The 24,429-nt window shown below is 60.4% G+C and carries 25 protein-coding genes and 1 pseudogene; 20 read left to right on the forward strand and 6 right to left on the reverse strand.

Annotation, left to right across the window (positions count from 1 at the left end):
- Window position 1: 1 nt before the first annotated feature.
- Window positions 2-835, reverse strand: coding sequence for a deoxynucleotide monophosphate kinase family protein (locus AAEZ09_RS26745; protein ID WP_350601415.1), 834 nt, complete (start codon window positions 833-835; stop codon window positions 2-4).
- Between the two features lie 100 nt (window positions 836-935).
- Here AAEZ09_RS26745 and AAEZ09_RS26750 point away from each other — a divergent pair.
- The 12 genes and pseudogenes from AAEZ09_RS26750 to AAEZ09_RS26805 all read left to right on the forward strand — a co-directional run.
- Window positions 936-1,274 (forward strand): annotated as a pseudogene (locus AAEZ09_RS26750) (dTMP kinase); the annotation flags it as partial.
- Window positions 1,267-2,253 (forward strand): DNA polymerase III subunit delta', encoded by a 987-nt coding sequence (locus AAEZ09_RS26755; RefSeq protein WP_350601417.1) that lies wholly within the window; start codon window positions 1,267-1,269, stop codon window positions 2,251-2,253. The pseudogene AAEZ09_RS26750 and the gene AAEZ09_RS26755, both read left to right, overlap by 8 nt.
- 32 nt (window positions 2,254-2,285) lie before the next feature.
- The gene (locus tag AAEZ09_RS26760) at window positions 2,286-2,642 is read left to right on the forward strand and encodes a PilZ domain-containing protein (protein WP_045061717.1); all 357 of its coding nucleotides are present in this window, start codon (window positions 2,286-2,288) and stop codon (window positions 2,640-2,642) included.
- Window positions 2,643-2,657: 15 nt separating this feature from the next.
- The gene (locus AAEZ09_RS26765) at window positions 2,658-3,449 is read left to right on the forward strand and encodes a TatD family hydrolase (RefSeq protein ID WP_350601418.1); all 792 of its coding nucleotides are present in this window, start codon (window positions 2,658-2,660) and stop codon (window positions 3,447-3,449) included.
- A gap of 397 nt (window positions 3,450-3,846) precedes the next feature.
- Window positions 3,847-4,485: a TetR/AcrR family transcriptional regulator gene (locus AAEZ09_RS26770; protein WP_008152317.1), complete on the forward strand. Its 639-nt coding sequence runs from the start codon at window positions 3,847-3,849 to the stop codon at window positions 4,483-4,485.
- A 138-nt stretch (window positions 4,486-4,623) separates the two neighbouring features.
- Entirely contained in the window at window positions 4,624-5,592 is a 969-nt protein-coding gene (locus AAEZ09_RS26775; RefSeq protein ID WP_045061715.1) for a GTP 3',8-cyclase MoaA, read from the forward strand.
- 155 nt (window positions 5,593-5,747) lie between these two features.
- Window positions 5,748-6,356, forward strand: coding sequence for a DUF4823 domain-containing protein (locus tag AAEZ09_RS26780; protein ID WP_045061714.1), 609 nt, complete (start codon window positions 5,748-5,750; stop codon window positions 6,354-6,356).
- 17 nt (window positions 6,357-6,373) lie between these two features.
- Window positions 6,374-6,934 (forward strand): DUF1285 domain-containing protein, encoded by a 561-nt coding sequence (locus AAEZ09_RS26785; RefSeq protein ID WP_045061713.1) that lies wholly within the window; start codon window positions 6,374-6,376, stop codon window positions 6,932-6,934.
- A gap of 239 nt (window positions 6,935-7,173) precedes the next feature.
- Complete coding sequence (locus tag AAEZ09_RS26790) at window positions 7,174-7,887, forward strand: GntR family transcriptional regulator (RefSeq protein ID WP_045061712.1); 714 nt, start codon at window positions 7,174-7,176, stop codon at window positions 7,885-7,887.
- The gene (locus AAEZ09_RS26795; RefSeq protein ID WP_350601421.1) at window positions 7,884-8,882 is read left to right on the forward strand and encodes an ADP-ribosylglycohydrolase family protein; all 999 of its coding nucleotides are present in this window, start codon (window positions 7,884-7,886) and stop codon (window positions 8,880-8,882) included. Before AAEZ09_RS26790 ends, AAEZ09_RS26795 begins: the two co-directional genes overlap by 4 nt.
- A gap of 83 nt (window positions 8,883-8,965) precedes the next feature.
- Window positions 8,966-10,432: a purine-cytosine permease family protein gene (locus AAEZ09_RS26800; protein WP_045061710.1), complete on the forward strand. Its 1,467-nt coding sequence runs from the start codon at window positions 8,966-8,968 to the stop codon at window positions 10,430-10,432.
- The gene (locus AAEZ09_RS26805) at window positions 10,425-11,354 is read left to right on the forward strand and encodes a PfkB family carbohydrate kinase (protein ID WP_350601423.1); all 930 of its coding nucleotides are present in this window, start codon (window positions 10,425-10,427) and stop codon (window positions 11,352-11,354) included. The genes AAEZ09_RS26800 and AAEZ09_RS26805 overlap by 8 nt, the downstream gene beginning before the upstream one ends.
- Window positions 11,355-11,484: 130 nt before the next feature.
- Here AAEZ09_RS26805 and AAEZ09_RS26810 read toward each other — a convergent pair whose 3' ends face one another.
- The 3 genes from AAEZ09_RS26810 to AAEZ09_RS26820 all read right to left on the reverse strand — a co-directional run bounded on the left by AAEZ09_RS26810 (window position 11,485) and on the right by AAEZ09_RS26820 (window position 13,412).
- Window positions 11,485-11,739, reverse strand: a complete 255-nt coding sequence (locus tag AAEZ09_RS26810) for a hypothetical protein (RefSeq protein WP_045061708.1) — start codon at window positions 11,737-11,739, stop codon at window positions 11,485-11,487.
- A 44-nt stretch (window positions 11,740-11,783) separates the two neighbouring features.
- Window positions 11,784-12,122, reverse strand: a complete 339-nt coding sequence (locus AAEZ09_RS26815; protein WP_122839150.1) for a hypothetical protein — start codon at window positions 12,120-12,122, stop codon at window positions 11,784-11,786.
- A gap of 84 nt (window positions 12,123-12,206) precedes the next feature.
- Window positions 12,207-13,412 (reverse strand): MFS transporter, encoded by a 1,206-nt coding sequence (locus AAEZ09_RS26820; RefSeq protein ID WP_045061706.1) that lies wholly within the window; start codon window positions 13,410-13,412, stop codon window positions 12,207-12,209.
- Window positions 13,413-13,620: 208 nt separating this feature from the next.
- On the opposite strand from AAEZ09_RS26820, the gene AAEZ09_RS26825 reads away from it, so the two are divergent.
- The 6 genes from AAEZ09_RS26825 (at window position 13,621) to AAEZ09_RS26850 (ending at window position 19,495) form a co-directional block, all read left to right on the forward strand.
- The gene (locus AAEZ09_RS26825) at window positions 13,621-14,103 is read left to right on the forward strand and encodes a GNAT family N-acetyltransferase (RefSeq protein WP_045061705.1); all 483 of its coding nucleotides are present in this window, start codon (window positions 13,621-13,623) and stop codon (window positions 14,101-14,103) included.
- 190 nt (window positions 14,104-14,293) lie between these two features.
- Window positions 14,294-15,286 carry a 2-dehydro-3-deoxygalactonokinase gene (locus AAEZ09_RS26830; RefSeq protein WP_350601425.1) on the forward strand — a complete coding sequence of 331 codons (993 nt, stop codon included), beginning with the start codon at window positions 14,294-14,296 and terminating at the stop codon, window positions 15,284-15,286.
- A gap of 20 nt (window positions 15,287-15,306) precedes the next feature.
- Window positions 15,307-15,927: a 2-dehydro-3-deoxy-6-phosphogalactonate aldolase gene (locus AAEZ09_RS26835; protein WP_045061703.1), complete on the forward strand. Its 621-nt coding sequence runs from the start codon at window positions 15,307-15,309 to the stop codon at window positions 15,925-15,927.
- A 47-nt stretch (window positions 15,928-15,974) separates the two neighbouring features.
- Window positions 15,975-17,123 (forward strand): galactonate dehydratase, encoded by a 1,149-nt coding sequence (dgoD, locus tag AAEZ09_RS26840; RefSeq protein WP_045061702.1) that lies wholly within the window; start codon window positions 15,975-15,977, stop codon window positions 17,121-17,123.
- 198 nt (window positions 17,124-17,321) lie between these two features.
- Entirely contained in the window at window positions 17,322-18,632 is a 1,311-nt protein-coding gene (locus AAEZ09_RS26845; RefSeq protein ID WP_350601427.1) for an MFS transporter, read from the forward strand.
- A gap of 59 nt (window positions 18,633-18,691) precedes the next feature.
- On the forward strand, window positions 18,692-19,495 hold the full coding sequence (locus AAEZ09_RS26850; protein ID WP_045061700.1) for an IclR family transcriptional regulator: 804 nt from the start codon (window positions 18,692-18,694) through the stop codon (window positions 19,493-19,495).
- Here AAEZ09_RS26850 and AAEZ09_RS26855 read toward each other — a convergent pair whose 3' ends face one another.
- On the reverse strand, window positions 19,496-20,548 hold the full coding sequence (locus tag AAEZ09_RS26855; protein ID WP_205892128.1) for an NAD(P)-dependent alcohol dehydrogenase: 1,053 nt from the start codon (window positions 20,546-20,548) through the stop codon (window positions 19,496-19,498).
- Between the two features lie 191 nt (window positions 20,549-20,739).
- Here AAEZ09_RS26855 and AAEZ09_RS26860 point away from each other — a divergent pair, with 191 nt between their 5' ends.
- Window positions 20,740-21,630 (forward strand): AraC family transcriptional regulator, encoded by an 891-nt coding sequence (locus AAEZ09_RS26860; protein ID WP_205892129.1) that lies wholly within the window; start codon window positions 20,740-20,742, stop codon window positions 21,628-21,630.
- Window positions 21,631-21,713: 83 nt separating this feature from the next.
- Here the strand turns inward: AAEZ09_RS26860 and AAEZ09_RS26865 are convergent, their stop codons facing one another.
- Window positions 21,714-23,378: an electron transfer flavoprotein-ubiquinone oxidoreductase gene (locus AAEZ09_RS26865; RefSeq protein ID WP_045061697.1), complete on the reverse strand. Its 1,665-nt coding sequence runs from the start codon at window positions 23,376-23,378 to the stop codon at window positions 21,714-21,716.
- 548 nt (window positions 23,379-23,926) lie between these two features.
- Here AAEZ09_RS26865 and AAEZ09_RS26870 point away from each other — a divergent pair.
- Window positions 23,927-24,429, forward strand: a 503-nt coding sequence (locus tag AAEZ09_RS26870) for an electron transfer flavoprotein subunit beta/FixA family protein (protein WP_350601429.1), incomplete at its 3' end; no start/stop codon positions are given.

Below are 24,429 nucleotides of genomic sequence, written 5' to 3' on the forward strand. Positions count from 1 at the left end.
CTTACACCTCATTGCTGATCCTTTCAGAAAGAGCGGCCCATGCACTGTCCAATTTGTCACGGTACTCTTCGAGTGTTCCGTTGTTTTGTATGATTGTGTCGGAATCCTGGACGGCAATCCCTAACTCGGAAGAGTGCTGATTAACAGGCTCTGCATTCTCTCGGACGATATGCCAGATCGTTCCACCAATTTTCCGAATGTAATCGGCCTCATTCTCGAACCGAATGTCTTTAATGATGATGATGTTTTTGTGTTGAGTGTTGAGTGCGGGCTTGGTGACAAAAGTCGAGTTATTGATGTCTTGCTCTGGCATTGCGCTGCGGCGAGCAAAGAAATCTGGGAAGTCTTCCAAAGCCTTAGTCTTCACCAGTTCGATCATTTGAATAGGCGTCATCTGCCAGAACGGATCAATGATCGGTGCCGCATCAAGCTCCCAGCACTGCTCATCGCTCATGTTGAAGAATGCTTTGGCGCCGAGGATGAAGGGAAAGTCAGGGTGTGAGAGCTGTTCCGGGAGTAGGATAGGAATGGGCTCCTGGGCGTAGATTTCGCGATCAGCGCGCATCAGCCAGTGGACTGGGTTGTGATCCCTCATCCATTCCGTGCCTACTCGCTGGAAGAATTCCCTCGGGGAAAGGCCCCAAGCCTCCACCTTGATCTCCTTTAAGTTATCATCCCACGTCTGTGAATCGGACAGATTGAAGAGAGCTTGACACCCACGCTTGAGCGGATCGGCCAGAGCATAGGCTATCACCTCGGGGTGCTGAAGCAGGATGGCCGCACCTGTGTCCTTACCAGACCTGGCCTTAGCAGCAAGTCCTACGACTCTCTTCATCTTGACTAACTCCCTGACCTATAAGGTTCTTTAGCTTGTTTACATTTTTTCCAAACACGAGTATAGCAGCTTGTTTCCACTCTGCCTGATTCCGAAACAAGATTCCACCTATGCCTACCAAGGTGGCGGCCGTGGCCTGTCGCTGGAACGTATTGCCACCCTGGAAACCTTCGTCCAGGGAGACCTGCGCCCGCACCTGACGCTGATTTTCGACCTGCCGGTGGAAGTCGGTCTGGCGCGTGCCAGTGCCCGTGGTCGCCTCGACCGCTTCGAACTGGAAGGCAGGGCCTTCTTCGACGCGGTGCGCAGCGCCTTCCTCAAGCGCGCTGAAGCCGATCCTGCGCGTTACGTGCTGGTCGATGCCGCACAACCGCTGGTGCAGGTCCAGCAGTCCCTGGACGCCTTGCTCCCGCGTCTGCTGGAGCTGGCCCGTGGCTGAAGCCTATCCCTGGCAGGACTCGCTCTGGCGGCAACTGGCCGGTCGCAAGCAGCATGCCCACGCCTACCTGTTGCACGGCCCGGCCGGAATTGGCAAGCGTGCATTGGCCGAGCGCTTGATGGCCAGCCTGTTGTGCCAGCGCCCGACTGCACAGGATGCCTGCGGCGAGTGTAAATCCTGCCTGTTGCTCAAGGCCGGCAGCCACCCGGACAACTACGTCCTCGAACCGGAAGAGGCGGACAAGGCGATCAAGGTTGATCAGGTTCGCGAACTGGTTAGTTTCGTGGTGCAGACCGCGCAGATGGGCGGGCGCAAAGTCGTGCTGATCGAGCCTGTCGAAGCCATGAACATCAACGCCGCCAACGCTTTGCTCAAAAGCCTTGAAGAACCTTCCGGCGATACCGTTTTGCTGCTGGTCAGCCACCAGACCAGCCGTCTGTTGCCGACCATCAAGAGCCGTTGCGTGCAGCAGGCCTGCCCATTGCCTGGCGAGGCCATGAGCCTGGCCTGGCTGGCGCAGACCTTGCCCGATTGCTCCGAAGAGGAGCGCGTGGAACTGTTGACCCTGGCCGCCGGCTCGCCGCTGGCGGCGGTCAAGCTGCAGGCCCAGGGCGTGCGTGAGCAAAGGGCGCTGGTGGTCGAAGGGGTCAAGAAGCTGCTCAAGCAGCAGCAGTCGCCGACACAACTGGCAGAAGGCTGGAACGCGATTCCGCTGTTGCTGCTGTTTGACTGGTTCTGCGACTGGTCGAGCCTTATCCTGCGTTATCAGTTGACCCAGGATGAAGAAGGGCTGGGGCTGGCGGACATGCGCAAAGTGATTCAATACCTGGCGCAGAAGTCGGCTCAGGACAAGGTCCTCGATATCCAGGACTGGATTCTCGCCCAGCGCCAGAAAGTCATGAGCAAAGCCAACCTCAATCGGGTATTACTGCTCGAGGCCTTGTTGGTGCAGTGGGCGTCTCTGCCCGGCCAGAAGTGACTAGACTCTGAACATCGGCCGAGGAGGTCAGCATGAATGAACCCGTCAACTCCGGGCCGCGCAACGGCATCCTGTCCCTGACCATCAAGGACAAGTCGGTGCTTTACGCGGCGTACATGCCCTTCATCAAGAATGGTGGCCTGTTTATTCCGACCAACAAGAGTTACCGGTTGGGGGATGAAGTCTTCATGCTGCTCAACCTGATGGATGAAGCCGAAAAGATTCCGGTCGCCGGCAAGGTCACCTGGATCACGCCCAAAGGCGCCCAGGGCAACCGCGCCGCCGGGGTCGGCGTGCAGTTCAATGACGGCGACAACACCGCCCGCAGTCGAATCGAAACCCATTTGGCCGGAGCCCTGAAGTCCGACCGTCCCACTCATACGATGTAAGTTGCAGCCCTCTTTATGCTCGTAGATTCCCATTGTCACCTTGATCGACTCGACCTCGCCGCGCACAACGGCTCACTGGATGCCGCGCTGGACGCGGCCCGCCAACGGGGCGTCGGTCACTTCCTGTGCATTGGCGTCAGCGTCGACAATGCCGCCGACGTCAAGGCCCTGGCCGAGCGTTACGACGACGTTGACTGCTCGGTGGGCGTGCATCCCCTGGACGTACAGCCCGGTGCGGCGCCAGCACTGGACTGGCTGCTGCAGGAGCTCAACCATCCGCGCGTGGTAGCCATTGGTGAGACGGGCCTGGACTATCACTACGAGCCGGAAGCGGCCGAGTTGCAGCAGGCGTCCTTTCGTCTGCATCTGCAGGCGGCGCATCAGACCGGCAAACCGGTGATTATTCACACCCGCGGAGCCCGCGCCGATACGCTGGACCTGCTGCGCGAAGCCGCGCTGCCTCAGGCTGGGGTGCTGCATTGCTTCACCGAAGACTGGGACATGGCGAAAGCGGCGCTGGACATGGGTTATTACATTTCATTGTCCGGGATTGTCACTTTCCGCAATGCCGACGCCCTGCGCGACGTTGCCAGCAAGGTCCCGGCCGATCGATTGCTGGTGGAAACCGACTCGCCGTACCTGGCCCCCATTCCTCATCGCGGCAAGCCAAACCTGCCGCAGTACGTGCGCGAGGTAGCGGAATTTCTGGCAATGTTGCGCGGGGAGTCCTACGAGCACTTTGCCGCGCAGACCACTGAGAACTTCAAACGGCTGTTTCCATTGGCCCACGTCAGGGCGTCGGCGTAACGCAGGTACGCAAGATAGCAGCCCTCGGCAGCTCCTACGGGGCTTTGGCCCCTGAATCGCAGGCAAAAAAAACCCGGGTTCTGGGGGGTGAATCCGGGTTAAGACCATTAGGAGTAAAACAAAGATACGCGGTCCGTTGGTACCTTTATCGTCGAGACACTTGGGGGAGATGTCTCGTCGACAGTTGAAGTATTGATCAGTATTGCGCCGAGTCCAGTTTAGCCGGTCAGGTTTTTAAACAATTTTGGAATACGCGCGCTTCGGAAGAGTTCTCATCAACCGGCCAGCGTGCATGAAAACCTCATGAAACACAGATATGGTCGGATGATCCGTGCATTTTGGCGCAAGTTAGGCATAATACGCGGCTTCGAATTTTGACCCCTACAGACCTTTTCTTATGCATAAAGAACCTCGTAAGGTCCGTGAGTTTCGTCGCCGCGAGCAGGAAATTCTCGATACCGCGCTAAAGCTGTTCCTCGACCAAGGTGAAGACAGTGTCACCGTCGAGATGATTGCTGATGCCGTCGGTATCGGCAAAGGCACGATCTACAAGCACTTCAAGTCCAAGGCCGAGATCTACTTGCGCCTGATGCTCGACTACGAGCGTGACCTGAACGAGCTGTTGCATTCCGCCGACGTCGACAAGGACAAGGAAGCGCTGTCGCGCGCCTACTTCGAATTCCGCATGCGCGATCCGCAACGCTACCGGTTGTTCGACCGCTTGGAAGAGAAAGTGGTCAAGGGCAACCAGGTGCCGGAGATGGTCGAGGAACTGCACAAGATCCGCGCCTCGAACTTCGAGCGGTTGACCCTGCTGATCAAGGGGCGTATCAGCGAAGGCAAGCTCGAAGATGTCCCGCCTTACTTCCACTACTGCGCATCCTGGGCGTTGGTGCACGGTGCCGTGGCGCTGTATCACTCGCCGTTCTGGAGCAATGTGCTGGAAGACCAGGAAGGCTTCTTCCAGTTCCTGATGGACATCGGCGTGCGCATGGGCAACAAGCGCAAGCGCGACACCGACACCCCAAGCAGCTGAGCCATTCAGCTGCCTTATTGCGCCATGATATTCACACCATGGCGCATGCCGCAGGAATATACTCAGGCATGGGACTTGCTAAAACTTGATTTGTGAGTCAAGTTTTAGCAGTTCCATTTCCTTTCGCCGGAGTGCTCCATGATCGTTGACCGTCAAGGCAGGCGTTTTCGCAATTTGCGGATCAGCCTGACTTCAGCCTGCAATTACGCCTGTACCTACTGCGTGCCTGATGGCAAGCGGCTGGTGGCTGCGCAGGATGAACTGTCGGCCGATGCCATGGCACGGGGCGTGGCCTATCTCATCGAAGCGGCGGGCATCGAGCGTTTGCGCATCACCGGTGGCGAGCCGCTGGTCAGCCCGAAACTCGAAGCCTTCATGACCGCCGTCGGCAAGATGGGGCTCGAAGATATCAGCCTGACCACCAACGGCCAGTTGCTGGCGAAGAAGCTGCCACTGCTGGTCGATGCCGGCATCCGGCGCATCAACGTGTCCCTCGATACCCTGGATGCCGGCGCTTTCCGTAGTATCGCGCGTGGCGGCGACCTGGCGACCGTGCTCAATGGCATGGACCAGGCCAGCGCGGCAGGCATGAAGATCAAGGTGAACATGGTGCCGTTGCGCGGGCAGAACCTCGATCAGGTGATGCCGCTGCTCGATTATTGCCTGGAGCGCGGCTATGAGCTGCGCTTCATCGAATTGATGCGCATGGGGCATCTGGCCAGTGACTCCAATGCCTTCCTGCAGCAATTCGTCAGCCTCCAGCAATTGCTCGACCTGATCGGCGAGCGCTACGAGTACCTGCAGGCCGATGCGCCCGTCGATGCCACGGCGGTGCGTTACGAAATTCCGGGAATGGGCCACTTCGGGGTAATTGCCAACGAAAGCGTGCCGTTCTGCCGCACCTGCTCGCGGCTGCGGCTGTCGTCCACCGGCTGGCTGCATGGCTGCCTGTCGTCGAGCAACCGCCACTATGTCGGCGATCTGCTGGATAAACCGCGCCACCAGGCGTTGCCAGCCTTGCAACGGCTTCTGGTCAAAGCGCTGGGAGACAAGCAGGAAGTGGCGTTCTCCGGCGGCGCGACCATCATGAAGATCATCGGCGGCTGAAAATCTGCCTTCGCGAGCACGCCCGCTCCCACAGTCGACCTGCATTCACAGGTGCAATGCATTTCCCTGTGGCAGGAGCTTGAGCTTGAGCTGGCGCGGAAGCTGCATCCAATGCCCATTCGCCGGTTTTCCGTCACCGGCCTCTGGAGGACAGGATGCGTAACCCGGTTTTGCTGCTGGCCATTTTGGCGCTTGGTGGCTGCATGAACGTCAGTGACATGGCCGAAGGCACCCGTTATCACATGAGCGATGCCGGCCTGCTCGATCACAGCGACAGTCGTCGGGTCAGTAACCTGCGAATCCAGCCGGACTCCTTCATCTACATCGCCCAAGGCGCATTCGCGCCGCGTGGCGGCACTGCCCACCCGCGTCCCAACGTCATCGCCGAAGTGGCCTTCGATGGATTCATCGAGTATTTCCCCATGGTGCGCCGCGCTCGCGCGCCTGAGGGGCTCGACGAGGCTATGGGTGAAGCCCGCGCCGTGGGCGCTCATTACCTGCTGTACACGCGCTTTGCCAAGGCGGACGACCGTATCGGCAACTCCGATGAGTGGCTGGACCAGGAAGCCGTGGACCGGCTGGGTGTCGATACCGGTGTGATTCAGATCATGTTGATCGAGACCAGCACCCAGTATTTGATCGATACTGCACGCATCAAGAGTCGCGGCGGTTTGCTGACGTTCCACGACTCTCGGCCCGAAGACCTGATGGGCCCGCCGCTTGAGCAATACGCGCGCAGCCTGCTGGGCATCAGTGATCAATAATTTTCCAGGAGAACACCATGAGCGGACCGCAAAAAGCCAACGACCTGCTGGGGCAAATCCCCAAGACCAAAGGCCTGCCGCCGGTCCACCTGTGGAATCCCGAGTTCTGTGGCGACATTGATATGCGTATTGCCCGGGACGGCACCTGGTATTACCTGGGCACGCCGATCGGACGCAAGCCGATGGTCAAGCTGTTCTCCACCATCATCCGCCGCGACGGGGATGATTACTTCCTGATCACCCCGGTCGAGAAGGTCGGCATCAAGGTCGATGACGCCCCGTTCGTGGCCATTGCCGTGGAAGTGGAAGGCGAGGGTGAGGCCCAGTTGCTGCGGTTTACCACCAACGTTGAGGAGACTGCCGAGGCGGGGGGAGAGCACCCCATCCGCGTGGTGATCGACCCGGTCACCCAGGAGCCGGCGCCTTACGTGCACGTGCGGACCAACCTTGAGGCGCTGATCCATCGCAATGTGTTCTACCAGTTGGTGGAACTGGCCGTCACCCGGGAGATCGACGGGCAGCGCTGGCTTGGCGTGTGGAGTGGTGGTGAGTTTTTTCCCATCGGTCTTGAGCCCTGAGTGGTTATTTCTGACGCCATCGCGGGCAAGCCTTGCTCCCACAGGGTTTGCAGGTAACTTGCTGAACTCCCTTCCCTCATGGGGGGCGCATACCACCTGTGGGAGCAGGGCGCTGTGAGAGCAAAGCACTCTGGGAGCAAGGCTTGCCCGCGATTGACCGCGAAGCGGACACCTTCCATTTGTCACCTCACTGAAATATTCCTTGCCCGCTCCAACCCGTTTCGGGTATCAATTTGTACATGATTAGACAGGTACGATTTGACAAGAAAAAACGGGTGGTCGACGAGCTTATCCGGCGCATCGAAAGCGGCCTCATGGAGGACGGTTTCCTGTTGCCCGGCGAACATCAGTTGGCTCAGGAATTCAAAGTCAGCCGAGGCACGTTGCGTGAAGCCCTGGCCGAGTTGAAACGGCGCCATTACATCGCCACGCAAACGGGGGTCGGTTCCATCGTCACCTTTGACGGGGTAGTGCTCGACCAGCGCAGCGGTTGGGCCCAGGCCCTGGCCGACAGCGGGGCGCTGGTCAATACCGAAGTGCTGCGCCTGGAGGCAGTGGATCGACCCGATTTGCTGTCGCGCTTTGGCACTGAAAAATTCATCACACTGGACCGCCGCCGGCGCTCCAACGATGGCACCCTGGTGTCTCTTGAACGCTCTCTGATGCCCGCCAACAGCGGCCTGGAAAGCCTGCCCCGGGTCGGCTTGATCGACGATTCCCTGACCATCACCCTGGCGGCCTATGGTTTTATCGGCGAGCGCGGCGATCAATGGATCGGCGCCGAGCCGCTGAATGCCGAGGACGCACAACTGCTCGGACGACCGGTGGGCACGGTCTTTCTCAAGGCTTTGCGCACCACCTACGACCGGCAAAACCGCTTCATGGAACAGGTCGAAAGCCTGCTTGATCCCGTGCACTTTCGCCTGCACCTGCAATTTGGAACCCCGCAATGACCCCGCTCAATCGTGCCCTCGGCGCGTTCTACGGACTGGCCCTGGGCGATGCGTTGGGCATGCCGACGCAATCGCTCAGCCGCGCTGATATCAAGGCGCGTTTCGGTCAGATCAACGATCTGCAAGACGCCGGCCCCGATCAGCCGATCGCGGCCAATATGCCCGCCGGTTCGATCACCGATGACACCGAACAGGCGATTCTGGTCGGTCAGTTACTGATCGAGGGCCAGGGTCGGATCGAGCCTTCGGAGCTCGCCCAGCGCCTGATCGAATGGGAAGCCGAGATGCGGGCCAAAGGCTCGCAGGATCTGCTGGGGCCCTCGACCAAACGGGCGATCGAAATGATCCTTGCCGGGCATTCGCCGGCAGAGGCCGGGCGCTACGGCACCACCAACGGTGCGGCCATGCGCATTACGCCGGTGGGCATCGCGGCGGACATCGCTGACCCCGAACGTTTCATTCAGTCCGTCGTGCAGGCCTGCCAGGTCACCCACAACACCACCTTGGGCATTTCCAGCGCGGCAGCGGTGGCGGCGGTGGTCTCCGCCGGCATCAACGGCATGGACCTGGGCGCTGCACTCAACCTGGGTCAACACCTCGCCCAGCAAGCCGAGAGCCATGGACATTGGGTCGCCGGTGGCCGCATCGCTTCGCGCATCAGCTGGGCCCGGACCATCAGTGTCGACAGTGACAAAGCGTTGCTCGCCGACCTGCTATACGACGTGATCGGCACCTCGGTGGCTTCCCAGGAATCGGTAGTGGTGTCCTTTGCCCTGGCGCAACAGGTGGCCATTGGCGAAATGAACGCGTTCGAGGCGCTGTGCATGGCCGCGAGCCTGGGTGGCGACACCGACACCATCGCGGCGATCCTGGGTGCCATGCTCGGTGCCTGCCTTGGACTGGAGAGCTGGCCTGTGGCGATGATCGACAGGGTCAAGATGGTTAACGGTCTGGCGCTGGAACCGTTGGTGCAGGGCCTTATGGCTTTGCGCTGAAGGCGAGAACACCACACCACTGTAGGAGGCGCGTCATACATTCGTTTTGCCGACAACCACAAAAATGGCAACAGGAGCATTTCATGCGTTCTTCAAATAGCGGGCAGACCGCCGGGCAACTGGAGACCCGTGGCATCGAACCGGTGCCGGAAGCGGAGTGCAACGGTCATCCGCTGCAACTGTTCTGGGTCTGGTTCGCCGCCAACATTTCCATCCTTGGCCTGCCGCTGGGGGCCACGCTCGTGGCGTTTCGCGGGCTCGCGATCTGGCAGGCTATCATCGTGGCGGTCCTCGGGGCTGCCGGCTCCTTCGCGGTGGTGGGCATCATCTCGATCGCCGGACGGCGGGGGCGGGCGCCGAGCCTGACCTTGTCCCGGGCCATCTTCGGTGTGCGCGGCAACATTGGGCCGACGCTGGTTTCGCTGATGTCGCGCCTGGGTTGGGAGACGGTCAACACCACCACCGCCGCGTTCGTGTTGCTGTCGCTGTGCTCGATCCTGTTCGGTTCGCCGGTGGAAGCCAAGAGCGCGCCGGTGCTGACGCTGATCTTCATCGCGATTTTTGTGCTGCTGACGTTGTCGGTCTCCGGCCTCGGCCACGCTACGTTGTTGGTCATCCAAAAATGGGCGACTTACGTATTTGGCGCGCTGAACATTCTGGTAGGCGGTTTTCTCTGCGCCACCATCGACTGGAGCGCCGTGTTTAATGCGCCACCGGCGCCGCTGAGCGCAATGATCATCGGGGTCGGCACCATGGCGGCGGGGACCGGAATCGGCTGGGCGAATGCTGGCGCCGACATGTCGCGCTACCAGCATCGCAGCGTCAAGGCCGTGCGCCTGGTTGCCTCGGCGGCCTTTGGCGCGGGTATTCCGCTGGTGTTGCTGATTACCCTGGGCGGCCTGCTGTCGGTGGGCAACGATGACCTGGCCTCGGCCACCGACCCGATCGTCGCGATTCGCGACATGCTGCCCACGTGGATGGCGGTGCCCTATCTGATCACGGCATTCGGTGGTCTGCTGCTGTCGAACAACCTGTCGGTGTACTCCGCAGGCCTCACCACATTGACCCTCGGCCTCAAGGTCAAGCGGGTGTATGCCGTGGTGGTCGACATCGTCGCGATCTTCGCCGGGTCGATCTACTTCATGTTGATTGCCGACAGCTTCTACGGTCCCTTTATTACCTTTATTTCGCTGCTGGCAGTGCCAATCACGGCCTGGGTGGGGATTTTTGTGGTGGACCTGATTCACCGTCACTACTACAGCCCCCAGGACCTGCTGGACGTCAGCCCGAGCAGTGCTTACTGGTATCGCGGCGGCATTGAGTGGCGCGCATTCGGCGCCTGGGCGCTGGCGATCGTCCTGGGTTACAGCTTCACCACCATTGGTACCACCGAGCAGACGCTGTGGTTCCGCGGGTTCCTGTCTGATTCCTGGTTGGGGCATAACGGCCTCGGCTGGATCGTTACCTTCCTGGTGGCGGGCGGGGTTTACGGGCTGCTGGGCGGCGCCAGGGATCGTCGCCCGGGACTGATCGAGAATGCTCATGCCTAGATTGCTGCACACCGGCCAGGTCATCATCGATCTGGTCATGGCCGTGGCCAAACTGCCTCAATCGGGTGGCGACGTATTAGCGCAGTCGGCCAGTTTCGAGGCTGGAGGTGGCTTCAATGTCATGGCCGCCGCCCAGCGCAATGGTTTACCCGTGGTCTACCTGGGGCGGCACGGCACGGGTCGCTTCGGTGACCTGGCCCGGGAGGCCATGGCGGCCGAGGGCATTCACATCGGCATCGCCCACAGCGCCGGGCAAGATACCGGTTTGTGCGTAGCCGTGACCGAGGCATCGGCCGAGCGGACGTTCATTTCCTATATTGGTGCCGAAGGCGAACTAACTGCCCAGGACCTCGCCGGCGTGAAAGTCGAGGCGGGGGACTATGTCTACGTCAGTGGCTATAGCCTGCTGCATGCCGGCAAGGCCCAGGCACTGGTGGATTGGGTGCTGGCGCTAGCCGGTGAGATCAAGGTGGTGTTCGATCCGGGCCCGCTGGTGGACTCGCCGGATGCGCCACTGATGCAGGCGCTGTTGCCGCGCATAGACCTTTGGACCAGCAATGGCGTCGAGGCGCTTGGCTTTACCGGTGCGACGGATATTGCCCAGGCACTGATTATGCTGGCCGATCACCTGCCGAAAAAAGCACTGCTGGTAGTTCGCGATGGGCCGCAAGGTTGCTGGGTCAGCCAGGGTAGTGAGCCTCAGCACGTGCCGGGTTTCAAGGTAGAAGCAGTGGACAGCAATGGCGCCGGTGATGCGCATGCCGGAGTATTCATCGCCGGTTTGGCTCAAGGTTTACCGATGCTCGAGGCAGCGCGGCGAGCGAATGCAGCGGCGGCTTTGGCGGTGACTCGCTGGGGGCCGGCGACTTCGCCTGGCTCCAGTGAGGTCGATGCTTTGATCAGCAGGACTGCGGGTGCCTGAGTGGGCGTCATCGCGAGCAGGCTCGCTCCCACAGGGGGCATGGTGGGTGGCGGGACCGATGTGAGCCTGCCCGCGATGGCGGTATTGGCAACAACGCGAGGCCAGCAACACCAGCCTCGCGCCAAACGGCTTACACTTCCAGCTTGCGCGCCGCTTCGACCCCGGCAGCACTGAGCTTGATCGGCAAATTCAGCGAATGTTCGCCGGCCTCGTTACAGGTCACATGCCCATGCTGGATCAGGCCGCGATCCTGCAACGTGGCGAGGGTGCTGGCCACAACTTTTTCCCCACGATAATTATCCAGGACCTCCTTGCCCAAACCACTTGGGTGGGCGTGCAACAGGCGGGTCAGGACTTCTTTCTCAAGGTTGTCATCGACGTTCATGCTTACCTCTTCATGGCGATAGAAAGGACGCTCGCGTGGGCGAACTATTTGCTGGCACCACCTTCGGAACCCGAACCACCCGTGGTGGTTTTCGAGCCGGTGCCGGTTTCTGCGTTATCGGGAGTCTGGGTGTCCGGCGCGTTCATCCCACCCTGACGGCCCATATCGCTGCCTTGGGTCCGTGGGTCGGTACCGGTGGACGGCGGTAAACTGCTGTCGACACCCGTACCATTGGTGTTAATGCCTGGGGCGCTCTGGATGGCGGGGGCTTTGGGCGCTTCGACAGGATTGGTCGGACCGGTGCCGGTGGCGACGGTCGCCGCGAAAGCGCTAGCAGACAGCAAGGTGGCGAGGGACAGGGCAGTCAATCTGGACAGGATCATTTTGTCGTCTCCATTTATTTAAAGTCCTTACCGAATATTGGTCCGCCCCTGATTTGAATTGGTGCCTGAAGGTCGACGAACGGTTCAGGCGCTTTGCGTCGCCCTGGTGGCAAAGATTCGCCGCCAGAGCAGTCGGCCTGCGGTGATCAGCCAGTTCAGCAGACTGATCAGCAGAACTGTGTGCAAAAGTGTCGTCATTCCATATTCGACGATGATCTTGCCGGCCACGAACGGAAAGCCAAACACGCCGATGAAGTACGCCAGGCTGAATAACAGCAGCGCCTGCGAGAGAGTGCCAGCGGGTGCTTCGTTGGCCGCCAGGCCATTGATCACCGAATATGTCAGGCCGTAGCCGATGCCCAGCATCACTGCAGCCATCAGGTAACTGACGCTGTCGTTCACCCCGTAGCCGAACATCAGGATCGAGCCCAGGGTCAGCCCGGACAGCAGGCAGGACGCGCGAAGCGGGTCGCGCTTGACCACCCACCCGGCAATCACCATTCGCCCGGCGATCGCAGCACCCATGAAACCCAGGAAAAACAGCGAATAGTCGACTGAGCGAGCGGCAGCGTAGCTGGTTTGAAAGCTCGACAAACCGCCAAATATGCTGCCGCCAAGGCCGACCATGATGATCGGGAACACCGCTTTGGATGACAGCACCCGAGCCGTCGCCCGCCAGGATATGCGCGCGCCTGCAATTGACGCAGAAGGCACTTGCCGCAGGTGCACATCGAGCCGCCAGAACAACAGCACGCCGATCAGGCTGGCCAGTGCGGCCAGGTAAAACGCCGCCGTCACGGGATACCCCAGCGCACTGGCCAGGCGCCCCAGCAGGGGACCGCTGCCAATCCCTGTGAGCATGCTGCCCGACAGCAAGGCGAAATAGCGGGCTCGTTGCGCGGGCGTCACCAGACTTGCCACAATGATCGGCCCCAAGGTGTAGAAAACGCCCCAGCCCAAGCCCAGCAGCAAACCGAACAACAGCAGCAGGTCGCCAAACCCTGGTGCCATGGCAAATCCCAGACTCGCAGCAGCCAGCAAAATGCCGAACAGGGCGATCGAGCGGGCGGCACCGAGCGCATCCGACAAGTGCCCGGACACGATCACTGCCGCAAAGGTGCTGAGCATCGCTGCGGAGATCACGCTGCCGGCATCGTGCTCATTGCCCCCTCGCGAACTGATCAACAGCGACAGCAGGAAGGTCGAACCGTAGGACAACGACAGCAGGTAGCTGGCGAAGCAGAACAAACCGAACAGGCGGTTCGAAACGGCGGGTATTGCGGTGGGCATGAGGCGGGTCCTTGTCCTGATAAAAAATGCACAGCCTGTCTATCTAACACGGGGGACGCCGGCGTTAGGTGCGAGGTTCGCGATTTCAGGGTTAGTGCTGGCCGGAGTGATTGCGCAACGGCAGCGATGCGGAAAAACCGATTTCCCATGTGACGAGCGTCGCGTGGCGTCTTAGTATGTTTTTTTCAATTTTGACGAAGGCCCGTCCATGACGATCGACATCCGCCCGGCGACCCCCAGCGATGCGCCGCAAATCCTCGCGTTCATCACTGAGCTGGCCGACTACGAACGGGCCCGGCACGAAGTCATCGCCAGCGTTGCCGACATCGAGCGCAGCCTGTTCAGCGAAGGCGCCACCGCCCACGGCCTGATCTGCCTGCGCGATGGCCTGCCGATCGGCTTCGCGGTGTTCTTCTTCAGTTACTCCACCTGGCTGGGCAGCAATTGCCTGTACCTCGAAGACCTGTACATCACCCCCGAACAGCGCGGCGGCGGGGCGGGCAAGACCCTGCTGCGGCACCTGGCGAAGATTGCCTGCGCCAATGATTGCGGGCGCTTCGAGTGGAGCGTGCTGGACTGGAACAAGCCGGCGATCGAGTTCTATCAATCCCTGGGTGCGCAGCCGCAGGAAGAGTGGGTGCGCTATCGGATGGATGGGGCGGTGTTGCGGGATTTCGCCGCGGGAAATTGATGACCCCTTGAAAGATCGCAGCCTTCGGCAGCTCCTACAGTTTCGCAATCCCTGTAAGAGCTGCCGAAGGCTGCGATCTTTTTTTACTTTGTTTCAATATATGGGATTGATATTTATATATTGAGATTTGTCCCCTCCCAGGTTTATAGTCCGGCTCACTCACTGCCCAACAAACAGAACAGGTGAAGCGATGCTGGCGCAATTGATCGCGCTCGATTGGGGGACAACCTCATTACGTGCTTACAAACTCGTCGAAGGCGGCCAGGTGCTGGAACAGCGGTCGCTGTCTACAGGCATCATGCAGCTGCCCCGCACACCCCGGGTGATCGCCGGCCAGCCGTGCGCTGACGGCTTTGAACTGGCCTTCAATGAAGCCTGCGGCGACTGGCTCGATGCACAGCCAGGCTTGCCGGTCATTGCCTGTGGCATGGTCGGCAGTGCCCAGGGCTGGTGCGAAGCGGCCTACCGGGAGACCCCGGCCAACGTCGCCGATCTCGGGAACTCCCTGCAGGCTGTGCGCAGCATTCGCGGAGTCGACGTGCACATCGTGCCCGGTGTCATCCAGCGCTCGCGCCTGCCCAATGTGATGCGCGGCGAAGAAACCCAAGTGCTCGGCGTTCTGCACCATCTTGCAGGCAACAGTGGCGGTGATCTGCTGATCGGCTTGCCCGGCAGTCATTCGAAATGGGTGGAAGTGGCCGAAGGCTGCATCGTGCATTTCGATACCTTCATGACCGGTGAAATTTTCGCGGTGCTCAGCGAGCACAGTATTCTCGGCCGTACCCAGCAACGCGGCGGATCCTTTGACGGCGATGCGTTCGACCGTGGTGTACAAGTGGCGCTGTCGTCCGATGGCGAGATCGGCCCGCTGTCCACGCTGTTCAGTGCCCGCAGCCTCGGCCTGACCGGCGAACTGAGTGCCAGCGCCCAGCCGGACTACCTGTCCGGGCTGTTGATCGGCCACGAAGTTTGCGCGTTGGCACATGCCCAGCGTCATCGACGCAACAGCGTGCATCTGCCCTCAATCATCCTCATTGGCAATTCCCAACTCTGCAGTCGCTACTGCAGGGCCCTGGACGCCTGTGGATTTGCCCGGGTGTCCCTGGCCGAGCAGGCCACCGAGCGCGGGTTGTGGCAACTGGCGCTTGCCGCCGGCCTCATCCCGCCAACCCTTTCCCGTTAACCCCCCACTGGAGGTCTGACATGCTCAAGCAAGCCCTGGCGCAAAACGGTCTGATCGCGATCCTGCGTGGACTGCGTCCGCAAGAAGCGGCCGCCATTGGCGAAGTCCTGTATGCCGCCGGATTTCGCGTCATCGAAGTGCCGCTCAATTCCCCCGAGCCGTACGACAGCATTCGCATCCTGCGCAGCATCTTGCCGGCCGATTGCCTGATCGGCGCAGGCACAGTACTCACGCCGGAGCAGGTCGAGCAGGTGAAAGCCGCGGGCGGCCAGGTGATTGTCATGCCCCACAGCGATCCCAAGGTGCTGCGTGCGGCCAAAGCGGCCGGCCTGTTCCTGTCGCCCGGTGTTGCCACTCCCACCGAAGCATTCGCCGCGCTGGCCGAAGGCGCAGACGTACTCAAGATGTTCCCCGCCGAGCAAATGGGCCCCGCCGTGGTGAAAGCCTGGCTCGCGGTGCTGCCGCCAGGGACTGTTCTGGCCCCGGTTGGCGGGATCACGCCCGACAACATGCAGGTGTTTATCGACGCCGGCGTCAAAGGTTTCGGCCTGGGTTCCGGGCTGTTCAAGCCGGGCATGACGCCAGAGCAGGTGGCGAACAACGCCAAGGCCTACGTGGCTGCCTGGATAGCCCTTCGCTAAGACTTCTTGGCGCTGCTAGCGCTGCATCCAATAAGAGAGAGATACAGATGAAAATCACCAAACTCACCACCTTCATCGTGCCGCCGCGCTGGTGCTTCCTCAAGGTCGAAACCGACGAGGGCGTGACCGGTTGGGGCGAACCCGTGGTCGAAGGCCGCGCCCACACCGTCGCCGCAGCCGTCGAAGAATTGTCCGACTACCTGATCGGCAAAGACCCACGCAACATCGAGGACATCTGGACTGTGCTCTATCGCGGCGGCTTCTACCGTGGCGGTGCCATCCACATGAGCGCACTGGCGGGTATCGACCAGGCGCTGTGGGACATCAAGGGCAAGGCGTTGGGCGTGTCTGTCAGCGATCTGCTGGGTGGTCAGGTTCGCGACAAGATTCGAGTGTATTCCTGGATCGGTGGTGACCGCCCGGCGGACACAGCCCGTGCGGCGAAAGAAGCGGTGGGACGTGGTTTCACTGCGGTGAAAATGAACGGCACCGAAGAATTGCAGTTCCTCGACTCCTTTGAGAAAGTCGACCTGGCATTGGCCAACGTTGCTGCCGTGCGTGACGCGGTGGGGCCTAACGTCGGCATCGGCGTGGACTTCCATGGCCGGGTGCACAAGCCCATGGCCAAGGTGTTGATGAAGGAGCTGGATCCGTACAAGTTGATGTTCATCGAAGAACCGGTGCTCAGCGAAAACTACGAAGCGCTCAAAGAGCTGGCGCCGCTGACCAGCACCCCGATCGCCCTAGGCGAGCGGCTGTTCTCGCGCTGGGATTTCAAACGCGTGCTCAGCGAAGGTTATGTCGACATCATCCAGCCGGATGCGTCCCATGCCGGCGGTATCACCGAGACCCGCAAGATCGCCAACATGGCTGAAGCCTACGATGTCGCCCTGGCGCTGCATTGCCCGCTGGGCCCGATCGCACTGGCCGCCTGCCTGCAGCTGGATGCGGTTTGCTACAACGCGTTCATCCAGGAGCAGAGCCTGGGCATCCACTACAACGAGAGCAACGACCTGCTGGATTACGTCAAGGATCCGCGGGTGTTCGACTATGACAAAGGCTTCGTGAAAATCCCCAACGGCCCGGGCCTGGGGATCGAGATCAACGAGGAGTACGTGATCGAGCGCGCAGCCGTCGGCCATCGCTGGCGCAACCCGATCTGGCGCCACGCCGATGGCAGTTTTGCCGAGTGGTGAGTGCTCTCTGATCCACCGCAAATTCCTGTGGGAGCCGGCCTGCTGGCGATTTGGTCGGCACCCCGGGTATTTTTGGTGACTGACTCACCGCTATCGCCAGCAGGCTGGCTCTCACAGTTTGATCTCCATGGACAGCGAGATTTGCGGCAACCCCCGATTTCACATCGACCTCAATAAACATAAAAAGAGGCATCCCCCATGCAACCGCAAACCCTCACCGGGCAGGCGCCGTTGGTGGCACCCAGCCGTAAGCGTTTTTTCATCATGGTGCTGCTGTTCATTACCGTGGTCATCAACTACCTGGACCGCAGCAACCTGTCGATCGCCGCCCCGGCGCTGACCAGCGAGCTGGGCATCGATCCCATTCACGTGGGACTGATTTTCTCCGCCTTCGGCTGGACCTACGCTGCCATGCAGATCCCCGGCGGCTGGCTGGTGGATCGCGTGCCGCCGCGCATTCTCTACAGCGTTGCCCTGTTGTTGTGGTCGATTGCCACTGTAATGCTCGGCTTCGCCGCCAGCTTCATCGCGCTGTTCGTTCTGCGCATGGCCGTTGGTGCGCTTGAGGCGCCGGCCTATCCGATTAACAGCCGCGTGGTCACCACCTGGTTTCCTGAGCGCGAGCGTGCCACGGCCATCGGCTTCTACACCTCCGGACAGTTCGTTGGCCTGGCCTTCCTGACACCAGTACTGGCGTGGTTGCAACACCAGTATGGCTGGCACATGGTGTTCGTCAGCACGGGTGCAGTCGGCATTCTGTGGGCGGTGATCTGGTACGCGGTGTATCGCGAACCACGGGACTTCAAGGGTGCCAACGCCGCCGAGATCGAGCTGATCCGCGAAGGTGGCGGGCTGGTGGATATCCAGGCCGAGCAGGCCAAGGTCAAGGCGAAATTCAGCTGGACTGACCTGGGCATCGTTCTGACCAAACGCAAATTGTGGGGCATCTACCTCGGTCAGTTCTGCCTCAACTCTACCCTGTGGTTTTTCCTGACGTGGTTCCCGACCTACCTGGTGAAATATCGCGGCATGGACTTCATCAAGTCCGGCCTGCTGGCGTCGCTGCCGTTTCTTGCCGCGTTCGTCGGTGTGTTGTGTTCAGGGTTCTTCTCGGACTTGCTGATCCGGCGCGGCTACACCGTCGGGTTTGCGCGCAAGTTGCCGATCATTGGCGGCCTGCTGATTTCCACCTCGATCATTGGCGCCAACTTCGTCGAGTCGACGCCGCTGGTCATCGCCTTCCTCGCGCTGGCATTTTTCGGTAACGGGCTGGCGTCGATCACCTGGTCCCTGGTCTCGACCCTGGCCCCGGCGAGGTTGCTCGGCTTGACCGGTGGCGTGTTCAATTTCATCGGCAATCTGTCGGCGATTACCACGCCGATCGTCATTGGTTTCCTGGCTACCGGAGATTCCTTCGCTCCAGCGATCACCTATATCTCGGTCCTGGCGCTGATCGGCGCACTTTCCTACGTGCTGCTGGTAGGCAAGGTCGAGCGTATCAAGTTGTAGTGACCACCATCGGGCGACCATAATGCCGCCCGTCACTCGCTCAACGGTAAAGGCTGGATATGCAGGAAGACTCCGCAAAAATCGCCAAGGACGCCGCACCGACCGGCACCCAGACGTTGCTTCGGGGCCTGGGTGTGGTCCAGGCCGTGGCCAGTGGCGCCCGCGATCTCAAGGAAATTGCCCGGCTGATCGGGACTACGCGTAGCACCACTCATCGCCTGGCCAGCTGCCTGGTGGACGAGCGTTATCTGCGCGTGGTGCCGCAAGTCGGCTATCTGTTGGGGCCCAAGCTGATCGAGCTGGGTTTCCAGGCGCGCGAAGAGCTGCCGTTGGTGACCTTGGCCGGGCCTTATCTGGACGAATTGTCGGCATTGACTGGCGACACCATTCACCTGGCGATTCGCGAAGGCGACGAGGTGCTTTACCTGCACAAGAATCCGGGGCGCAATGGTCCGGAAATGCGTTCGCGGGTGGGCCATCGCATGCCGTTGGCGCGCACCGGCATCGGCAAGGCGCTGATGCTCGATGACAGCCAGGAAGAATGGCAACGGCTGTACGAAGTCAGCTTGCCGGTGGGTGGGAAAAATCTGTTCTGGCCGCAGCACCCGGAGCAATCCTGGGAGCAGTTTCAGCAGCGCATGATGGAATACGTGGCTGGCGGTTATGCCTTCGATTTGGAGGACAACGAGCCATCGATCCGCTGTGTCGCGGCGCCGATTCGTGATGCCAGCAAGCGTATCGTTGCCGGCATCAGCATCGCCAGCACCGTGCCGTACATGCCGCTGGAAAAAATGGCCGAGCTGATTCCCCTGATCAAAGGGGTCACAGCCCGGCTGTCGGCCGAGCTGGGTGCCAAGGTCTGATTACACCTTCAGGGTGGCCATGTCGATCACGAAGCGGTACTTCACGTCACCGGCAATCATGCGGGTGTAAGCCTCATTGATCTGGCGGATGTCGAGCATTTCGATGTCGCAAGTGATGTCATGTTCGGCGCAGAAATCCAGCACTTCCTGGGTTTCGGCGATGCCACCAATCAGCGAGCCGGCCAGCACCCGACGACTCATCACCAGCTTGCCGGCGTGGACCGGCGGTTCCACCGGTTCGATCAGGCCCACCAGGATGTGCACGCCGTCGAATCTCAGGGTGTCGAGGTAGGGATTGAGGTCGTGCTGCACCGGAATGGTGTCCAGCAGGAAGTCGAAATGCCCTGCGGCCGCCTTCATCTGTTCGGCATCTGTGGACACGATCACGTGGTCGGCACCCTGGCGACGACCTTCTTCGGCCTTGCTCGCCGAGCGGGTGAACAGCGTGACTTCGGCGCCCATGGCCTTGGCGAACTTGATGCCCATATGGCCCAGGCCGCCCATGCCCAGAATCCCGACTTTGTCGCCGGCCTTCACCCCGTAGTGTTTGAGCGGTGAATAGGTGGTGATGCCGGCGCAGAGGATCGGCGCAGCGCTGGCAAGGTCGAGTTTTTGCGGTATGCGCACTACAAAGTGCTCGCTGACCACGATACTGTCGGAATAGCCGCCCATGGTGTTACTGCCATCGACCCGGTCAGGGGTGGCGTAGGTCATGGTCGGACCTTCCAGGCAATACTGCTCCAGATTCGCCTGGCAGGCTTCGCAGCTACGGCAGGAATCGACCATGCAGCCAACGCCAACCAGATCGCCGACTTTATGCCGGGTGACGTTCGCACCGATGGCGGTAACCTTGCCGACAATCTCGTGGCCGGGCATCAACGGGTAAACGGCGATGCCCCATTCGTTGCGGGCCTGATGAATGTCGGAGTGGCAGACGCCACAGTAGAGAATGTCGATGGCCACGTCGTCGGGGCGCGGGCTGCGACGTTCGAATTTCATCGGGGCGAGGGGCGTGGAGGCCGACTGGGCGGCATATCCGATAGCGGTGTACATGAGGAACCTCGCAAAAGCAGTGACAAGTGAGGCGACACATTTTGGCCGCCCAACCTGTCACCGGCCATGGCGATTCCTCCGTGTGTCATGCCTATTCCTCCGATATCAATGGTCGTGTGATCAATTGGCCAACCAGACCTGCGATGATGGTTTCATACCTTTTTTCGCGACTTTTTTGGTGAAGAATCCCCATGTTGTTAACCCGTCATCTCGATGCCAATGCCACGCTGGTTTCGCTGATTGAGCCCCTGACCACTCGCGATGGTTTCGCCCCTACGCCGTTGCCGGGCGTCCAGGTTCTAAGGGCCAGTTGTGATGTCGCGCGCGGTCCGCAGATCTACGAGCCCAGCCTGGTGATCATCGCCCAAGGCAGCAAACTGGCGTACCTGGGGCCGCGTACGCTGGAATACGGAGCCGGGCATTATCTGATCCAGGCATTGCCGGTGCCGTTTGAGTGCGAAACATTTTCGGCGCCGAATGGGCCTATGCTGGGGGTTTCCATCGCCATTGATCGGGTGCTGCTCGGTGAGCTGGTGCTGGCCATGGGGTTGGCGCCGGGGCGGCATATTCCGGCACAGACACCGGAGTCCATGACCTCGGCGGTGCTCGACGATGCCATGCGCGGTTGCGTGGAGCGGCTGTTGCGCTGCCTGCACGATCCGCTGGAATGCCGGATCATGGGCCAGGCGCGGTTGCGTGAGTTGTTGTACGTGGCATTGCGCGGGCCTCAGGCCGATGTGCTGCGGGCGCTGGTTGAACAACAGGGGCAATTCGCGCGAATTGCCGCCTCGCTCAGTCATCTGCATGCGCACTACACCGAACCGCTGAACGTCGAGACCCTGGCCAGTTGCGCGAACATGAGTGCGTCGACCTTCCACGAGCATTTCAAGCGCAGCACGCTGTTGTCCCCGGTGCAGTATCTCAAGCGCTTGCGCTTACTCAAGGCCCAGGCCTTGCTGATGGCCGAAGGGTTGGGCGTGGCGCAAGTGGCGCATCGGGTGGGTTACCAGAGCACTTCGCAGTTCAGCCGCGAGTACAAGCGCTACTTCGAGCGCAACCCCGGCGAAGAACGCGCCGCCTGACCCCCCATAGATCCCCCTGTAGGAGCTGCCGCAGGCAACAAAAAGGCCCCCATTCCGGGAGCCTTGATGTTCAGGCGCTGGACTTACATGTTCGGGTAAGTCGGGCCACCGGCACCTTCCGGCGCCACCCAGGTGATGTTCTGCGCAGGGTCCTTGATGTCGCAGGTCTTGCAGTGCACACAGTTCTGGGCGTTGATCTGGAAGCGCTTCTCGCCGTCTTCCTTGGTCACCACTTCATACACGCCGGCCGGGCAGTAGCGCTGGGCTGGTTCGTCGTACAGTGGCAGGTTCTTGCTAATCGGGATGCTCGGGTCGGTCAGCTTCAGGTGGCAAGGCTGCTCTTCTTCGTGGTTGGTGCCGGAGATGAACACCGAGCTGAGCTTGTCGAAGCTGATCTTGCCGTCTGGCTTGGGATAATCGATCTTCTTGCAGTCAGCCGCGAGCTTGAGGCACGCATAGTCCGGCTTGGTGTCGTGCAAGGTGAACGGCAGTTTGCCGCCGAAGATGTTCTGGTCCAGCCAGTTGAAACCACCACCCACGATGGCGCCGAACTTGTGAATCGCCGGACCGAAGTTGCGGCTGGCGAACAGTTCTTCGTGCAGCCAGCTCTGCTTGAAGGCATCGACGTAGCTGGTCAGCTCCTCAGTGCCGTCTTTTTCGGCAAACAGCGCTTCAGCCACGGATTCAGCGGCGAGCATGCCGGACTTCATCGCGGTGTGGCTGCCCTTGATCTTGGCGAAGTTCAGGGTGCCGAGGTCACAGCCGATCAGCGCGCCGCCCTTGAAGACCATCTTCGGCAGCGAATTCAGGCCGCCTTTGCAAATGGCGCGAGCGCCGTAGCTGATGCGCTTGCCGCCTTCCAGGTACTGCTTCAGTACAGGGTGATGCTTGAGGCGCTGGAACTCGTCGAACGGCGAGAGATAGGTGTTGCTGTAGGAGAGATCGACGATCAGGCCGACAACCACCTGGTTGTTTTCCAGGTGATACAGGAACGAGCCACCGGTGTTTTCAGTGCCCATGATGTCCAGCGGCCATCCGGCAGTATGGACCACCAGGCCTGGTTGATGCTTGGCCGGGTCGATTTCCCAGATTTCTTTCAAGCCGATGCCGTAGTGCTGGGCGTCTGCCTCGCTGTCGAGGTTGAAGCGCTTGATCAGTTGCTTGCCGATGTGGCCACGGCAACCTTCGGCGAACAGCGTGTATTTGCCACGCAACTCCATGCCCGGGGTGTACAGGCCTTCTTTTGGATGACCTTCGCGGTCAACGCCCAGGTCACCCGTGATGATCCCGCGCACCACGCCGTTTTCGTCGAACAGCGCTTCCTGTGCGGCGAAGCCCGGGTAGATCTCCACGCCCAGGTTCTCGGCCTGCTGGGCCAGCCAGCGGCACAGATTACCCAGGGAGATGATGTAGTTGCCTTCGTTGTGCATGGTCTTGGGCACAAAGAAGTCAGGAATTTTCTGCGCGTTGTCGGCGTTCTTCAGGACAAAAATGTCGTCGCGCGTGACAGGCGTGTTAAGCGGCGCACCCAGTTCTTTCCAGTCCGGGAACAATTCGTTCAGGGCGCGGGGTTCGAAAATCGCGCCAGAGAGAATGTGAGCACCGACCTCGGAGCCTTTTTCGACCACGCAGACGCTGATTTCCTTACCGGCTTCAGCGGCTTTCTGCTTCAACCGGCAGGCGGCGGAAAGACCAGCGGGGCCGGCACCGACGATGACGACGTCGAATTCCATGTATTCGCGTTCCACAGGTTATCTCCTACTCAAGGCTCAACAGTTTTTTTTCTAATTGGAGGTTTGGTATCGCATCCATGAATTTCTGCGCAATGCGCCGAACAGGACAATCGATTGACCACCTTTCTCTCTGGGTGGCGCATTATATCTACACCACTCTCAGCGTCCAATACAAACGTTTGTTTGAATTGGCTCAAGCCCAGAGAAATCAAAGTCACGCGGCTTATGAACGGCCGTTTTGCCGTATTGACCGGAATAGGTGTTCCGGTCAAGATACGGTCGGTTTTGCGCTCGCCGTAGGCTGGCTGTTGGTTTCAAGAGCACCTCTAAAGACAGGGCGATGGCAGTAGAAGGTGATGCGCAGCGCGGGTTTGGCGCGCAGTTTACACGCCGCGATAATGAATGACTCGTTAGTCACCCCTGACCAACGGTCATCAACATTATGAGCGATGGTCACTTGACACTTATGCCGGCGTTTTTAGAGGTGCCCTTGCGCCCGATGAGTATCAACCGCCAGGTTCGCCTAGGCGGCTTTCTTTTCACCGGAGAGTAACGAGGAATCCATGAAGGTTCTTGTAGCTGTCAAACGCGTTGTTGATTACAACGTCAAGGTTCGCGTCAAGGCGGACAATTCCGGCGTTGACCTCGCCAACGTCAAGATGTCGATGAACCCATTCTGCGAAATCGCAGTGGAAGAAGCCGTACGCCTGAAAGAAAAGGGTGTTGCGACTGAAATCGTCGTCGTCTCCGTCGGCCCGTCCACCGCTCAGGAGCAACTGCGCACTGCGCTGGCCCTGGGTGCCGACCGCGCCATCCTCGTCGAATCCGCTGAAGATCTGACTTCCCTGGCCGTTGCCAAACTGCTCAAGGCTGTTGTCGACAAGGAACAGCCACAGCTGGTGATACTTGGCAAACAAGCGATCGACAGCGACAACAACCAGACTGGCCAGATGCTCGCGGCATTGAGCGGTTATGGCCAGGGCACGTTCGCGTCGAAAGTGGAAATCAGCGGCGACAGCGTTGCCGTGACCCGCGAAATCGACGGCGGCGCGCAGACGGTTTCCCT

The sequence above is a fragment of the Pseudomonas sp. 65/3-MNA-CIBAN-0223 genome (assembly GCF_040310425.1).
In the GTDB taxonomy this organism is placed as follows: Bacteria; Pseudomonadota; Gammaproteobacteria; order Pseudomonadales; family Pseudomonadaceae; genus Aquipseudomonas; species Aquipseudomonas gregormendelii.